Raw genomic sequence first — 15,280 nt, 5'->3', positions numbered from 1 at the left:
TGTCCCTCATGTCTGGTGTGCCGGAAAAAAACCCCGGCCCGTTCAGGAGGAATCCCATGCGCAAGGCACTCACCCTCTCGGCGATCGCCCTCGTCTCCTCGATGGCCCTGGCGGTCCCCACCGTCGCCTTCGCCGCCGATGCCGCCCCGGCCCCGACGGCTTCGAGCAGCCCCGGCACCGGACCTGGCACTGGCACTGGCACTGGCACCGGAACCGGCACCCACTCCGCGCCGGTGGCCCTGAAGCTCTCGGCCTCCACCGCCCGGGCGGGTGACTCCCTCCGGCTCGCGATGGAGGTCCCGGACGGTTCGACGAACCTGTCCCTGTCCTCCAAGGCCCTGGACGATGTCACGATGACCGACGGCCGGGGCGCCACCGCCACGGTCGCCAAGGTCCCCGCGGGCACCTACGGCGTCTCCCTCACCGGCACGGGCCCCGACGGCAGGAAGCTCCAGGCCACCGCGCAGCTGACCGTCACGGCCGGCACGCCGGACCCCACGCCCCAGCCGTCCACGCTCCGGCTCTCCACCGACTTCGGCCGCCCCGGCGACAAGGTCACCGTCACCGTGAAGACCACCGAGAAGAGCGCCTCCGTCCGGTCGGACGCCTTCGGCGGCACGGTGAACCTGAAGAACGACGGCAAGGGCACCTGGACCGGCACCGCGGTCGTCGCCAAGGACGTCACGACCGGCTACTACGGCGTCGACGCCTTCGCGGGCGGCAAGAAGTTCGGCACCGTCACGTTCTCCACCGAGGCCAAGGGCGGCGGCGCCAACCCGGCCGACCACCACCTGAAGCCGCTCGCCCCGAGCGAGCACAAGAAGCCCAAGGGCTCCGTGAACACCGGCCAGGCCCCCGTCGGTTACGTCGCCGAGGACACCGCGCCCCATGGCTGAGCGGCTCCTCCTCCGACGGAGCCGCCAGGGCGACCGCGCGCGCCGCGCGGCCGCCCTGGCCGGCGGCGCCGCCCTCACCGCCGCCCTCGTCACCGGCTGCTCCGGCGGCGGGCGGGACGCCGGGGCCACGGCACCGGCCGGCACCACGGCCGCCTCGGCCCTGGAGCCGTCCGTACCGGACCACATCACGATCCCGGACATCAAGGTCGACGCCCCCCTCGACGGGGTCGGCCTCGACGCCCAAGGCGTCATGCGGGAACCGGACTTCGCCAAACCGAAGGACGCGGCCTGGTACGAGGACGGCCCCACCCCGGGCGAGAAGGGCGCCGCGGCCGTCGTCGGGCACATGGACACCCCGCAGGCCCCCGAAGCCGTCTTCTTCAACCTCAAGAAGCTGAAGCCGAGCGAGCGGATCGAGATCCACCGGGCCGACGGCAGCACCGCCGTCTTCGCCGTGGACCACGTGGAGACGTACAAGAAGGACGCCTTCCCCACGGACACGGTCTACGGGGACACGCACGGCAAGGCCGAACTGCGCCTGATCACCTGTGGCGGCCGGCTCACCGCGGACCGCCACTGGGACGCCAACGTCGTCGTCTTCGCCCACCTCACCGGCACCGCGTAGCCCCCGGCCGCGGCCGCACCCCGCGCGGCCCGGCGCGCCCGGGCCCCTCCGGCCGCGATACCTTCGGGACTTCGGCATTCGGTGAATGCGGTACAGCATGGAGGCAGCGGCGTGAGCGTGCGAGTGACGGCGGCCCAGAGCGGCGTGGACCCCTTCGGGACGGCCCGGCTGCGACGCGGAGTCCTCGATTCCTGGGGCGCGGGCCCGGCCCGGTTCCGGGAGGACGCCAACGCGGAGGAGGACCTGGCGCTCGGCGGCTACCGGGACCGGCTCGTCGTGGAGCTGGCGCAGAACGCGGCCGACGCCGCCGCCCGGGCCCACACCCCCGGGCGGCTCCGGCTCACCCTGCACTCCGGGGAAGGCGGCCACGGCGTCCTCGCCGTCGCCAACTCCGGTGCCCCGCTGGACGCCACCGGCGTGGAGTCGCTGAGCACCCTGCGCGCCTCCGCCAAGCGCGAGGCCGCCGGGGAGCGGCCCGGCGAGAGCGCGTGGGAGAGCGTCGGCCGGTTCGGCGTCGGCTTCGCGGCCGTCCTCGCCGTCAGCGACGAGCCCGCCGTCGTCGGCCGGCACGGCGGGGTCCGCTGGTCCCTGGCCGAGGCCCGCGAGCTGGCCCGGGGCGCCTCCCAGGGCAGCCCCGGCCTCGGCGACGAACTGCGCCGCCGCGACGGGCACGTCCCGCTGCTGCGACTGCCGTTGCCCGCCGAGGGCACCGCGCCCGAGGGCTACGACACCGTGGTCATCCTGCCGCTGCGCGACGCGGCCGCCGCGGACCTCGTCGAGCGGCTGCTGGCCGGGATCGACGACGCGCTGCTGCTGACCCTGCCCGGGCTGACCGAGGTGGTCGTGGAGACCGCGGCGGGCGTGCGGACCCTGCGCCGCCGCGACGAGGGCCCGTACACGGTGATCGAGGACAGCGACGGCGACCGGGGCGGCCGGGACGCCCGGGGCGAGAGCGGCGTCCGGCGCTGGCGCACCGTGCGGTCCAGCGGCGCCATCGAGCCCCGGCTCCTCGCCGACCGGCCCGTCGAGGAGCGGCTGCGGCCCGCCTGGGCCGTGTCCTGGTCGGTGCCCGTCGACGCGGAGGGCGCGCCCGTACGCCCGGCCACCGCGCCCGTCGTGCACGCGCCGACCCCCACCGACGAGCCCCTCGGCATTCCCGCGCTGCTCATCGCGACCCTGCCGCTGGACACCGCCCGCCGCCACCCGGCGCCCGGGCCGCTGACCGACTTCCTGGTGCAGCGGGCCGCCGACGCCTACGCCGAACTCCTGGGCGCGTGGGAGCCGGTGAGCACCGCGCTGGTGGACCTGGTGCCCGGCCCGCTCGGCAAGGGCGAGCTGGACGGCGCGCTGCGGGCCGCCGTGTTGGAGCGGCTGCCCCGGACCGCCTTCCTCGCCCCGGCCGCCGCCGCCCCTGCGGATCCCGACGCGGGTCCCGAGGAGGGCCGGGCCGCCCTGCGCCCCTTCGAGGCCGAGGTCGTGGAGGGCGCGGGCGCCGACACCGTACGGGTCCTGGCCGAGGTACTGCCGACCCTGCTCCCCGCCGGGCTGGAGCGGCGCGCCGAGCTGCGCACCCTGGGCGTCGGGCGGCTCCCGCTGGGCGACGCCATCGAGCGGATCGCGGGCGCGGACCGGCCGCCGCGGTGGTGGTACCGGCTCTACGACACCCTGGCGGGCGTGGACCCGGACCGGCTCTCGGGGCTGCCGGTGCCGCTGGCTCCGGCGGGCGACGAGCCCGGGGCCGAGGGAGAGGGCGAGGGCGACGGCGAGGGCGTACGGGACTTCGACGCCCCGGACCGCTTCGGCGACGCCGACCGCTCCGACCGCTCCAGCCACTTCGACGGGTTCGGGGGATTCGACGGCCCCGAGCGGCCCTCCGCCGCCTCCGCGATCCGCACCGCCATCGGCCCGCGCCACATCCTGCTCCCCGGACCCGGCACCCCGGCCGGGCTGACCCGGCTCGGCCTCAAGGTGGCCCACCCGGACGCCGCGCACCCGCTGCTGGAGAAGCTGGGCGCGCTGCCCGCGACCCCGCGCGCCGTGCTGACCACCCCGCAGGTGCGGGCCGCGGTGGCCGGTTCGCTGGATGCGGGTGAGATCTGGGACGAGGACGCGCTTGACGCCGACGAGCTGGCCGACATCGTGCTCGGCCTGGTCCGGGACGCCGCCCTCGCGCCCGGTGACGAGCCCTGGCTGGGCGCCCTCGCCCTGCCCGACGAGGACGGCGAGCTGACCCCGGCCGGTGAACTCCTGCTCCCCGGAAGCCCGTTGGCCTCGGTGGTCCGCGAGGACGAGATCCCGTACGTGGACGCCGAACTGGCCGCCAAGTGGGACGCGGACACGCTCACCGCCTGCGGGGTGCTCGCCACCTTCCAGCTGGTGCGGGCCACCGACGTGGTGCTCGACCCGGACGAACTGGAGCCGCGCGAGGGCGACTTCGCCGAGCCGGACGACGCGGGCCTGCTGGACGCCGTCGACGTGTGGTGCGAGGACCTGCTCGACCAGTTCCCCGACACCCCGGTGCCGCCGGTCGCCACCGAGCTGATCGCCGTACGCGACCTGGACCTGGTCGACGACGACTGCTGGCCGCGCGCCCTGGCCATGCTCGCGCAGCCGCCGCTGCGGGACGCCCTGACCCAGCCGGTGCGGGTGCTGCTGCCGGACGGCACCACCCAGTCGGTCCGTCCGTACACCGCGTGGTGGCTGCGCGACCACCCGGTGCTCGACGGCCGCCGCCCGGCCGGGCTGCGTGCGGCGGGCGGCGACCCGCTGCTCGCCGGGCTGTACGCCCCGGCCGACGCGACCGGCTTCGAGGACGAGCAGGTCCTGCGGGCGCTGGGCGTACGGACCTCCGTGGCCGCCCTGCTGGAGGAGCCCGGCGGCGCCGCCGAGCTGCTGGGGCGGCTCGCCGACCCGGACCGTGAGGTGAGCGGGCACCAGCTGCACGCGCTGTACGGGGCGCTGGCCGACCTGGACCCCGAGCAGGTCACCCTGCCGGACGCGCTGCGCGCGGTGGTGGACGGCGAGGTGGTCGTGGTGGACGCGGCCGACGCGCTGGTCGCCGACGCCCCGGACCTGCTCCCGCTGGCGGCTGGCCTGCCGCTGCTGCCGGTGGCCCCGGCGCGGGCGGCCGACCTGGCCGAGCTGCTCCAGGTGCGCCGCCTGTCGGACACGGTGGCGGCGGAGGTCGACGCCCCGGGCGAGGAGCACGACGTACCGGAGGCGGTACGGACGCTGCTGGGCCCGGCCACCCCGGCGACGTACGTCGAGCACGAGGAGCTGCTCGCGGGCGGGGTCGAGCTGGACTGGCGGCGCACGCCGGACGGCACCCTGCATGCGGCGACCCTCGAGGGCGTGGCGGCGGGCCTGGCCTGGGCGGCGGGCCAGTGGCCGCGGCGCTTCGAGGTCGCGGCCCTGCTGGAGGACCCGTCCCGGACCGCGGAGCTGGCGCGCGACCGCTGGTTCGACTAGGGGGTGTCTGACGGATGTGCGTGGGGAAGGAGGGGTGTCCGGTGCGTGCTCTCGGTGCGCCGACCGGAGGCCCGTGTACTGGACGTACTCGGGTTTTCGGTCGGTGCGGCGAGAGCGCGTGCCGGGCGCCGCGACGCCGCGGACATCCGTCAGACACCCCCTAGGGGGTTCGACCGGCACGGGAAGGGGGCGGCCGCGTGATGCCGACCGCCCCCGCACCGTCACCGGTGGCGTTCCCGTACTAGAACGCGATGCCGAGGAAGGTGCCGCGGTCCCACTCGTGCTCCGTCTGGGAGTCCGAGGCGTAGACCGGGCCAACGTGGTCGATGACACCGGCGAACGAGGAGGCGGCGGTGCGGGCGGCGCCCTGCGAACCGGTCGTGCGGACGAGGCCGCCACCGTCGTTGGCGAGAGCGGCGCCGGCGCCGCCGAGCAGGATGCCGGCGGCGAGGACGGACGCCGTCAGGGTAGAACGCAGACGCATGACTACTCCCAAAGATCTCTGAAGGACGCGCCAGGAAACGGCGCGCCGGACCGTTCAACGCCAAGGATGATCACCGGATACGACATGTCACCCCAATGCCGGATCCCCCACCCCTCCGGCGGCGCCTCAAACGCCGGCGGGGCTGAAATGCGCCACCCCAGCCCGCCCGCCGCTCGAGAGCCCGCCCACTCCAGCCTGCCCGGCGATTGAGGGCCCGCCTGGGTCAGGCAGGGAAGCGGTGGGATACCCAGCGGAAGGCGCACTCGATCAGGGCCGAGGCCACCACCGCGATGCCGACGGCAGTCCACGGCAGGACGGCACCCTCCAGCTCGAGCTGGAAGAAGTCCTGCAGCCACGGCACGATCAGGACGATCAGGAACGCCCCACCCATCGCCCCGACCAGCGCCACCCGCCACCAGGTGTACGGCCGGGCGATGATCGCCAGCACCCACATCGACGTCAGGAACAGCGTCAGCGTCGCCGCACTGGTCTCCGCCTTGAGCGCGTCCGGCCCGGAGTAGTGGGCCCGGGCGATCAGGTACGTCACGAAGGTGGCCACGGCCGCGATCACCCCGCCGGGAATCGCGTACCGCATCACCCGTTTCACGAAGTGCGGCCGCGCCCGCTCCCGGTTCGGCGCCAGCGCCAGGAAGAAGGCCGGGATGCCGATGGTCAGCGTGGACAGCAGGGTCAGGTGCCGCGGCAGGAACGGGTACTCGACCTGGCTGCACACCACCAGGACGGCCAGCAGCACCGAGTAGACCGTCTTGGTCAGGAAGAGGGTCGCGACCCGGGTGATGTTCCCGATCACCCGGCGCCCCTCGGCCACCACCGACGGCAGGGTGGCGAAGCTGTTGTTCAGCAGCACGATCTGGGCGACCGCACGGGTCGCCTCCGAACCCGAGCCCATCGAGACGCCGATGTCGGCGTCCTTGAGCGCGAGGACGTCGTTGACCCCGTCGCCCGTCATGGCCACGGTGTGGCCCTTGGACTGGAGCGCGGCGACCATGTCACGCTTCTGCTGCGGGGTGACCCGGCCGAAGACCGAGTTCTCGTCGAGGACCTTGGCCAGCTCCTCCCGGTCGGTCGGAAGATCGCGCGCGTCGACCGTGTTCTCGGCGCCCGGCAGCCCCAGCTTGGCCGCGACCGCGCCCACCGAGACCGCGTTGTCGCCGGAGATGACCTTGGTGTGGACGTTCTGCTCGGCGAAGTAGCCCAAGGTGTCGGCGGCGTCGGGCCGCAGCCGCTGCTCCAGCACGACCAGCGCGGTCGGCCGGACGGCACTGGTGACCCGCTCGTCGTCCAGTTCGCGGGCGGAGCGGGCGAGCAGCAGGACGCGCAGGCCCTGTTCGTTCAGCTCGTTGATCTCGTCGAGGGCGGGGTCGCCGACGGGCAGCAGGACGTCGGGGGCACCGAGGAGCCAGGTGGAGTTCTCGCCGTCGCCCTCGCTGAAGCTGGCGCCGCTGTACTTGCGGGCGGAGGAGAAGGGCAGCGATTCGGTGCAGCGCCACTCCTCGCTGTCCGGGTAGGCGTCGATGATGGCCTGGAGGCTGGCGTTGGGGCGCGGGTCGGATTCGCCGAGCGCACCGAGGACCTTCTGTACGTACGCCGCGTCCGCGCCGCCGAGCGGGCGCAGCTCGGTGACGTCCATGCCGCCCTCGGTGAGGGTGCCGGTCTTGTCGAGGCACACGACGTTCACGCGGGCGAGGCCCTCGATGGCGGGGAGTTCCTGCACGAGGCACTGTTTGCGGCCGAGCCGGATGACGCCGATCGCGAAGGCGACGGAGGTGAGCAGGACCAGGCCCTCGGGGATCATCGGGACGATGCCGCCGACGGTGCGGGCGATGGAGTCCTTGAGGTTGGAGTCCTTGACGACCAGCTGGCTGATGACGAGGCCGATGGAGGTCGGGACCATCATCCAGGTGACGTACTTGAGGATGGTGGAGATGCCGGTGCGCAGCTCGGAGTGGACGAGCGTGAAGCGGGAGGCCTCTTCGGCCAGCTGGGCGGCGTAGGCCTCGCGGCCGACCTTGGTGGCGGTGAACGCGCCGCCGCCCGCGACGACGAACGAGCCGGACATGACGGGGTCGCCGGGCTTCTTGAGGACGGGGTCGGCCTCGCCGGTGAGCAGCGATTCGTCGATCTCCAGGCCGTCGGCCTCGCCGGTGACGCCGTCGACGACGACCTTGTCGCCGGGGCCGAGTTCGATGACGTCGCCGAGGACGATCTCGGAGGTGGAGATCTCGGCGGTGGCGCCGTCGCGGCGGACGCTGGGTTTGGCCTCGCCGATGACGGCGAGGCCGTCGAGGGTCTTCTTGGCGCGCAGTTCCTGGATGATGCCGATGCCGGTGTTCGCGATGATCACGAAGCCGAAGAGGCTGTCCTGGATCGGCGCGACGAACAGCATGATCACCCAGAGCACGCCGATGATCGCGTTGAACCGGGTGAAGACGTTGGCCCGGACGATGTCCGGGGTGGAGCGCGAGGAGCGGACGGGGACGTCGTTGACCTCCCCGCGGGCGACGCGTTCCGCGACCTCGGCGGTGCTGAGGCCGCCCGCCCGGAAGCGGGGTGCGGGCGGGGACACCGGGTGCACCGGGTCCAGCTCCGCCCCCGCGTCGATGGCGGTGGTGCCGGCGGTGGTGCCGCCGGGCTCCGGTCCGTCGGAATCGATCCTCGCCCGCTGCGTCATGCTTTCGACGGTAAAGGGCGTTCCAACGGTTCACCCGCCGAGCAGTACGAAGATCCGACTTCGGGATGACCCGAATCGTCCCTCGGTACGCCCTTTAACCGGCGGTCTGGTTCCCCGGGGGGTTGACTCCGGCCGCCGGGGCCTGTCCGGGCGCCTCGGCCGCCGCCTCGGCCGCCGCCGCCTCGGCCGCCGCCTGCTCCGCCGCGTGGCGTTTGAGCGCGGCGTCGCGTCCGCGGACGTACCAGAGGCCGATCAGGCCGAGTACGCCGCCCGCCGCACAGCACCACACCCACCACAGCAGGTCGCGTTCCGCGAACCAGCCGTAGAAGGGCAGCTGGACGAGGAAGAGCTCGAACCAGAGGATCGTGCCACCGGTGACGGTCGCGACGATCGGGCCCTCCAGGGGCTCGGGCGCCTCGTGCTGTGCGGTCCATTTCGCCATGTCACCAGTCTATTGGGCGCCCGCGCGGGGCCTTCGGCCGGTCGCCTTGACCCAATTGCCCCATGGCTCTACGCGCGGAGATGGACGCCACACTTCTCATCTGTTCATACTGAAACGGTTTGCCTGTGACGGGTTTCATTCGTACGAAGCCACCAAAACGAACCAGTTTGAGGACCGCATGAGCACCTCGGCCCCCGCCGCGGCCCCCACTCCGACGCCCACCAACGGCGTCGACCGCTACTTCAAGATCTCGGAGCGCGGTTCCACCATCGCCCGAGAGGTCCGGGGCGGCTTCGCCACCTTCTTCGCGATGGCCTACATCATCGTGCTGAACCCGATCATCCTCGGCAGCGCGAAGGACATGTACGGGCACCAGCTCGACGGCGGCCAGCTGGTCACCGCCACCGTGCTGACCGCGGCCTTCTCCACCCTGCTGATGGGCGTCATCGGCAACGTCCCGATCGCCCTCGCGGCCGGCCTCGGCGTGAACACCGTCGTGGCCCTCCAGCTCGCCCCGCGCATGAGCTGGCCCGACGCCATGGGCATGGTGGTCCTGGCGGGCTTCGTCGTGATGCTGCTCGTCGCCACCGGACTGCGCGAGCGGGTCATGAACGCGGTGCCGCTGAGCCTGCGCAAGGGCATCGCGATCGGCATCGGCCTCTTCATCATGCTGATCGGCCTCGTCGACTCGGGCTTCATCTCCCGCATCCCGGACCTCGCGCACACCACGGTGCCGCTCCAGCTCGGCGGCAACGGGCACCTGCACGGCTGGCCCGTGCTCGTCTTCGTCATCGGCGTCCTGCTCACCCTGGCGCTGATCATCCGCAAGACGCCCGGCGCGATCCTGATCTCGATCGTGGCCATGACCGTCGTCGCGGTCGTCGTGCAGCTGGTCACCGAGCTGCCGGCCGCGGCCTGGGGCCTGACGGTCCCCGAGCTGCCGGGCAATCCGGTCTCCGCCCCGGACTTCGGGCTCGTCGGCCAGGTGAGCCTGTTCGGCGGCTTCGACAAGGTCGGCATGCTGACCGGCGTCCTCTTCGTCTTCACCGTGCTGCTGTCCTGCTTCTTCGACGCGATGGGCACGATCCTCGGCGTCGGCGACGAGGCCAAGCTCATGGACGAGGACGGCAACTTCCCCGGCATCAACCGGGTCCTGCTGATCGACGGCCTCGCCGTCGCGTCCGGCGGCGCCACCTCCTCCTCGGCCACCACCTGCTTCGTGGAGTCCACGGCGGGCGTCGGCGAGGGCGCCCGTACGGGCCTGGCGAACGTGGTCACGGGCGGCCTCTTCGCCGTGGCGCTGTTCCTCACCCCGCTCGCCACGATGGTCCCGTCGCAGGCCGCCACCCCCGCGCTGCTGGCGGTCGGCTTCCTGATCCTGGCGGGCTCGGTCAAGGACATCGACTGGAGCGACTTCACCGTCGCCGTCCCCGCCTTCCTGGCAATGACGATGATGCCCTTCACCTACTCGATCACCAACGGCATCGGCATCGGCTTCGTCAGCTTCTGCGTCCTGCGGCTGGCGACCGGGCGGGCCCGCGAGGTCCCGGCCGCGATGTACGTCGTGTCGGCGGTGTTCGTCTTCTACTACGCGATGCCCGCCCTCGGCCTCACGTAGCGGCCCCGGGCCTCAGGTGAGGCCGTAGAACCTCTCCGTCTCGTCGACCGCCACCTTGAAGCGTTCGTCGAAGTCGTCGCGAATGAGCGTCCGGACCACATAGTCCTGGACGCTCATTCCGCGTTTCGCGGCGTGATCCCGGAGCCGGTCCAGCAGCTCTCCGTCTATCCGCATGCTGAGCACATGAGTCCCCATGCCCCACAGGGTCGGGCCACGGGGCGTGGACGCGTGTCACTTTCCGGAGCCGGCTCACCCGTACGAGTGACTCAAAGAACCCGGTTTTATTTAGCGAGAGTAATGAGTTACTCTAATGAACATGCACGACCTTTCCCATGGCGACGACGCCGCCGCCGTGAACGACCTCCGGTCCGCCGTGATGCGGCTCGGCCGACGCCTCAAGCACCAGCGCGTCGACGAGTCGCTCAGCCCGACCGAGATGTCGGTCCTCGGCACCCTCGCCCGCTGCGGCCAGGCCACCCCCGGTGAGCTTGCCCGGCGCGAGCACGTACAGCCGCCGTCGATGACACGCATCGTCGCGCTGCTCGAGGCCAAGGGACTGGTCCGGCTGGAGCCGCACCCCGACGACCGCCGCCAGAAGGTGGTCAGCCAGACCGAGGAAGCCGAAGCGATGCTCGAAGAGAGCCGTCGCAAGCGCAATGCCTTCCTGGCCGGGCTCGCGGCCGAGCTGACCGAGGACGAATGGGCCAAGCTCCGCGAGGCCGCACCCGTCCTGGAGAAGCTCGCGCACCTGTAACCGCACACGCCTGGAGGCGCACCCTTGAGTACGGGAAACGGAGCAGACTCCGCACCCGGCCACAAATCCGCTCCTACCGCAGTACCCGCCACGATGTTCAGCTCGCTGAAGATCCGGAACTACCGGCTCTTCGCGACCGGGCAGGTCGTGTCGAACACCGGCACCTGGATGCAGCGCATCGCCCAGGACTGGCTGGTCCTCTCGCTGACCGGCTCGGCCTCCGCCGTCGGCATCACCATCGCGCTGCAGTTCCTGCCGATGCTGCTGTTCGGCCTCTACGGAGGCGTACTCGCCGACCGGCTGCCCAAGCGGCCGCTGCTGATCGGCACCCAGAGCGCCATGGGCCTCACCGGTCTCGCGCTGGCCGCGCTCACCCTCGCGGGGCACGTCCAGGTCTGGCACGTCTACCTGGCCGCCTTCCTGCTCGGCCTCGTCACCGTCGTGGACAACCCGGCCCGCCAGTCCTTCGTGTCCGAGATGGTCGGACCGGACCAGCTCGCCAACGCCGTCAGCCTGAATTCGGCCAACTTCCAGTCCGCGCGGCTGGTCGGCCCGGCGGTGGCGGGTGTGCTGATCACCGCCGTCGGCTCCGGCTGGGCCTTCCTGCTGAACGGGCTGTCGTTCGCCGCGCCGATCGCGGGCCTGATGCTGATGCGGGCGCACGAGCTGCACCGTACGGAGATCCAGCCCCGGGCCAAGGGGCAGCTGCGGGAGGGGCTCCGCTACGTCGCGGGGCGGCCCGAGCTGATCTGGCCGATCGTGCTGGTCGGCTTCATCGGGACCTTCGGGTTCAACTTCCCGATCTGGCTGTCGGCCTTCACCAGTGACGTCTTCCACGGAGACGCGGGCACCTACGGCCTGTTCAACACCCTGATCGCGGCGGGCTCCCTCGCGGGCGCCCTGCTGGCGGCCCGGCGGGGCCAGTCCCGGCTGCGGGTGCTGGTCGCGGCGGCCGTGCTGTTCTCCGTGCTGGAGATCGCGACCGCCTTCGCGCCGGGGCTGTGGCTGTTCGCGCTGCTCCTCGTCCCGATCGGGATGTTCGGGCTGACGGTGAACGTCACCGCCAACTCCAGCGTCCAGATGGCGACCGATCCCGAGATGCGGGGGCGGGTCATGGCGCTGTTCATGATGGTCTTCACCGGTGGTACGCCGGTGGGCGCGCCGGTGGTCGGGTGGGTGACCGACACCTACGGGGCGCGGGTCGGCATGGCGGCGGGTGGCGCGGTCGCGCTGCTGGCCGCGGTGACGATCGGGCTGGTCCTGTCCCGGGTCGGCAACCTGCGCCTGCGGATGGACCGCCACCGGGGCCTGGCCCTGGTCCCCCGCCACCCCCACCCCGCCCGCGCGCTGGTCCCCGCCGCCTGACCCCTGGCGGGGAGCCGGGGCATGAGCAACCCCGGCCCCGGGGTGCCCGGGAGCCCCGGGGGCCCTCAATCGCCGGGCGGGCTGGAGTGGCCTGCCCCCGCCACCTCCAGCCTCGCCGGCGTTTGAGGCGCCGCCGGAGGCAACCCCGCACCCGCGGACGACCCGTCACCCGCAGACCGCGCAGCCTCCGGCGGGCCCTCAAACGCCGGGCAGGCTGGGGATGCCAGGGGCCAGCCACCTCCAGCCTCGCCGGGCGTTTGAGGCGCCGCCGGAGGCAACCCCGCACCCGCGGACCATGGGGCCTCCGGCGGGCCCTCAAACGCCGGGCAGGCTGGAATGGCCTGCCCCAGCCACCACCAGCCCCGCCGGAGGCGACCCCGCACCGGCGGACGGTGGACCGCGGGTCCTCAAACGCCGGGCGGGCCGGGAGGGGCGGCCGGGTCCGGTGGGGCGCGGTTAGGGTCGGGGGATGAGACTCTTTGCCGCCGTGTTGCCGCCCGCCAGGGCCGTCGCGGAGTTGGGGGAGGCGGTCCGGGCCCTCGGCCCCGCCCCGGGCCTGCGCTGGACCTCCGACGCCGGGTGGCACTACACCCTCGCCTTCATGGGAGAGGTCGGGGAGGACCTCCTCCCCGACCTCCACGCCCGGCTGGAGCGGGCCGCCGCGAAGACGGCCCCCTTCACGCTGCGCGTCCACGGCTCGGGCCACTTCGGCGACCGCGCCCTCTGGGCCGGCGCGGCCGGCGGCCTGGACCCCCTGCGCATGCTCGCCGAGCGCACCGACGCCGCCGCCCGGCGGGCCGGCGTACCGATGGAGCAGCACCACCGCTACACGCCCCACCTCACCCTGGCCCGCAGCTCCGACGGCACCGACCTGAGCCCGTACACCGAGGCCCTAGCGGGCTTCGAGGGCACGCCGTGGCCGGTCCGCGAGCTGAGCCTGGTGCGCAGCAACCTCGACCCGGCGGGCGGGCCCCGTTACGACGTCGTCGGGGCCTGGCCGCTCGGCGGCTGACCCCGACGCGTTACGCTCGACGGGTGGATCCCAAGACCCGTAACCGTGTGATGGCCGGTGTGCTCGTGCTCATGTTCGTCGTCGTGGCGGTGGCGGCCGCCGTCGGACAGTAGGCCCCTCCCGGCGGCGGGCCGCTACCAGGCGAAGGCCTCCGGCGCGGCACCCGGCCCCGGGAAGATCTCGTCGAGACCGTCCAGCACCTCCTGCGAGAGCTCCAGCTCGACCGCGCGCAGCGCGGAGGCGAGCTGCTCCGGCGTACGCGGCCCCACGATCGGGCCGGTGACCCCGGGCCGGCTCAGCAGCCAGGCGAGGGCCACGTCCCCCGGTTCCAGGCCGTGCTTGTCGAGCAGGTCCTCGTACGCCTGGACCTGCGCCCGGACCGAGCTGTTGGACAGCGCCTCCGCCGAGCGGCCGGTCACGGTGCGGCCGGAATCCGCGGACTTGCGGATGGCGCCCCCGAGCAGCCCGCCGTGCAGCGGCGACCACGGGATGACCCCGAGCCCGTACGCCTCGGCGGCCGGGATGATCTCCATCTCGGCGCGCCGCTCGGCCAGGTTGTAGAGGCACTGCTCGCTGACGAGGCCGAGCCGCCCGATGCGCGCGGCCGCCTCGTTGGCCTGGGCGATCTTCCAGCCGGGGAAGTTGGAGGAGCCCGCGTAGAGGATCTTGCCCTGCTGGATCAGGACCTCGACGGCCTGCCAGATCTCCTCGAAGGGGGTGTTCCGGTCGACGTGGTGGAACTGGTAGACGTCGATGTGGTCGGTGTTCAGGCGCTTGAGGCTGGCCTCGACGGCCCGCCGGATGTTCAGCGCCGAGAGCCGGTCGTAGTTGGGCCACGGGTCGCCCTCGGCGGCCATGTTGCCGTAGACCTTGGTGGCGAGGACCGTCTTCTCGCGGCGGCCGCCGCCCTGCGCGAACCAGGTGCCGATGATCTCTTCGGTGCGGCCCTTGTTCTCGCCCCAGCCGTAGACATTGGCGGTGTCGAAGAAGTTGATGCCCGCGTCGAGCGCGGAATCCATGATCGCGTGACTCTCCGGCTCCCCGGTCTGGGGGCCGAAGTTCATCGTGCCGAGGACAAGTCGGCTGACCTTGAGGCCGGTGCGTCCGAGCTGCGTGTACTTCATGGGGCCCAAGCCAACTGCTTCGAGCGGGCTCGAGGCAAGACCCCACGGTGAAGGGCGTGTTGCGCATTACGGCAGAGCCCGGCGCGGCGCGACGAAACGTTACGGCCCCTCGGCCGCCGCGTACGGCGCCCCGATGCCCCACGCCTGGTGCATGACGGCCGCGAACTCGCCCGCGAGCCGGTGCTCGCCCGAAGCGCTGGGGTGGGTGCCGTCGTAGGTGTCGTGGGCCAGTTCGTAGCCCTGCGGGCGCGCGGCCAGCAGCAGCGGCGAGGCGTCGGTGGACAGGTCGGCGACGGTCTTGGCCAGCAGTTCGTTGAAGCGGCTCACCTGGGCGGCGAAGGGCGCGTCGTCGTCGGCGCGGACGTTGGGGATGACCGGCAGCAGCACCATCCGTACGCGCGGGCGGGCGGCGCGGGCCTCGGCGACGAAGCGGCGGACGTTGGCGGCGGTCTGGTCGGCGTCCGTGTAGAAGCCGAGGTCGATCAGGCCCAGGGAGACGAGGAGCACGTCCGGGCGGTGGGCGCGGGCGGCGTCGCCGATGAGCGGGACCATGTGCTGCCAGCCCTCGCCCCAGCCGGCCAGGTGGCGGCGGGCGTCGGCGGGGAAGCCGGGGTCGGCGTAGGCGTGGCTGGTCGGCGCGTCGGCGCCGGTGTCGTAGACCTCGCTGCGGGGGCCGACGATCTCGTACGGGGCGCCGAGGCGGGCGCTCAGGTGCTGCCACATCCGATAGCGCCAGGTGAAGTCGCCGGCGCGTCCGATGGTCATGGAGTCGCCGACGAACATGAAACGCATCCGGTCAT

At 72.9% G+C, this 15,280-nt stretch carries 13 protein-coding genes; 7 read left to right on the top strand and 6 right to left on the bottom strand.

The genetic code is table 11. The features are described from left to right. Positions 1 to 56 precede the first annotated feature (56 nt). The 3 genes from ABT084_RS12870 (at position 57) to ABT084_RS12860 (ending at position 4,989) form a co-directional block, all read left to right on the top strand. Entirely contained in the window at positions 57 to 896 is an 840-nt protein-coding gene (locus tag ABT084_RS12870) for a hypothetical protein (RefSeq protein ID WP_351041783.1), read from the top strand. After that, positions 889 to 1,521: a class F sortase gene (locus ABT084_RS12865; RefSeq protein ID WP_351041780.1), complete on the top strand. Its 633-nt coding sequence runs from the start codon at positions 889 to 891 to the stop codon at positions 1,519 to 1,521. The genes ABT084_RS12870 and ABT084_RS12865 overlap by 8 nt, the downstream gene beginning before the upstream one ends. Before the next feature lie 111 nt (positions 1,522 to 1,632). Beyond that, positions 1,633 to 4,989: a sacsin N-terminal ATP-binding-like domain-containing protein gene (locus ABT084_RS12860; protein ID WP_351041779.1), complete on the top strand. Its 3,357-nt coding sequence runs from the start codon at positions 1,633 to 1,635 to the stop codon at positions 4,987 to 4,989. Between the two features lie 241 nt (positions 4,990 to 5,230). Here the strand turns inward: ABT084_RS12860 and ABT084_RS12855 are convergent, their stop codons facing one another. From ABT084_RS12855 to ABT084_RS12845, 3 genes are all read right to left on the bottom strand, one after another. After that, complete coding sequence (locus tag ABT084_RS12855; RefSeq protein WP_351041776.1) at positions 5,231 to 5,473, bottom strand: hypothetical protein; 243 nt, start codon at positions 5,471 to 5,473, stop codon at positions 5,231 to 5,233. A 223-nt stretch (positions 5,474 to 5,696) separates the two neighbouring features. Next, positions 5,697 to 8,165 carry a cation-translocating P-type ATPase gene (locus ABT084_RS12850; RefSeq protein ID WP_351041773.1) on the bottom strand — a complete coding sequence of 823 codons (2,469 nt, stop codon included), beginning with the start codon at positions 8,163 to 8,165 and terminating at the stop codon, positions 5,697 to 5,699. Between the two features lie 94 nt (positions 8,166 to 8,259). Then, positions 8,260 to 8,607 carry a DUF2530 domain-containing protein gene (locus ABT084_RS12845; protein WP_351041772.1) on the bottom strand — a complete coding sequence of 116 codons (348 nt, stop codon included), beginning with the start codon at positions 8,605 to 8,607 and terminating at the stop codon, positions 8,260 to 8,262. 178 nt (positions 8,608 to 8,785) lie between these two features. Here ABT084_RS12845 and ABT084_RS12840 point away from each other — a divergent pair, with 178 nt between their 5' ends. After that, the gene (locus ABT084_RS12840; protein WP_351041769.1) at positions 8,786 to 10,225 is read left to right on the top strand and encodes an NCS2 family permease; all 1,440 of its coding nucleotides are present in this window, start codon (positions 8,786 to 8,788) and stop codon (positions 10,223 to 10,225) included. A gap of 12 nt (positions 10,226 to 10,237) precedes the next feature. Here ABT084_RS12840 and ABT084_RS12835 read toward each other — a convergent pair whose 3' ends face one another. Next, positions 10,238 to 10,420, bottom strand: a complete 183-nt coding sequence (locus ABT084_RS12835) for a ribbon-helix-helix protein, CopG family (protein WP_351041766.1) — start codon at positions 10,418 to 10,420, stop codon at positions 10,238 to 10,240. Between the two features lie 121 nt (positions 10,421 to 10,541). On the opposite strand from ABT084_RS12835, the gene ABT084_RS12830 reads away from it, so the two are divergent. The 3 genes from ABT084_RS12830 (at position 10,542) to thpR (ending at position 13,356) form a co-directional block, all read left to right on the top strand. Further along, positions 10,542 to 10,979 carry a MarR family winged helix-turn-helix transcriptional regulator gene (locus ABT084_RS12830; protein WP_266574971.1) on the top strand — a complete coding sequence of 146 codons (438 nt, stop codon included), beginning with the start codon at positions 10,542 to 10,544 and terminating at the stop codon, positions 10,977 to 10,979. Between the two features lie 24 nt (positions 10,980 to 11,003). Next, entirely contained in the window at positions 11,004 to 12,344 is a 1,341-nt protein-coding gene (locus ABT084_RS12825; protein ID WP_351041763.1) for an MFS transporter, read from the top strand. 469 nt (positions 12,345 to 12,813) lie between these two features. Continuing rightward, positions 12,814 to 13,356, top strand: coding sequence for an RNA 2',3'-cyclic phosphodiesterase (gene thpR, locus ABT084_RS12820; protein WP_351041760.1), 543 nt, complete (start codon positions 12,814 to 12,816; stop codon positions 13,354 to 13,356). A 134-nt stretch (positions 13,357 to 13,490) separates the two neighbouring features. On the opposite strand, the gene ABT084_RS12815 is transcribed toward thpR, so the two are convergent. Both ABT084_RS12815 and ABT084_RS12810 read right to left on the bottom strand, forming a co-directional pair. Beyond that, entirely contained in the window at positions 13,491 to 14,480 is a 990-nt protein-coding gene (locus ABT084_RS12815) for an aldo/keto reductase (RefSeq protein ID WP_351041758.1), read from the bottom strand. Positions 14,481 to 14,579: 99 nt separating this feature from the next. Continuing rightward, a complete protein-coding gene (locus tag ABT084_RS12810; RefSeq protein WP_351041755.1) occupies positions 14,580 to 15,272 on the bottom strand; it encodes a GDSL-type esterase/lipase family protein in 693 nt (230 codons plus the stop codon). Positions 15,273 to 15,280: the final 8 nt, after the last annotated feature.

The organism is Streptomyces sp. NPDC002138, assembly GCF_040296485.1.
GTDB lineage: Bacteria > Actinomycetota > Actinomycetes > Streptomycetales > Streptomycetaceae > Streptomyces.
This window is presented reverse-complemented; position numbering and strand designations above follow the sequence as displayed.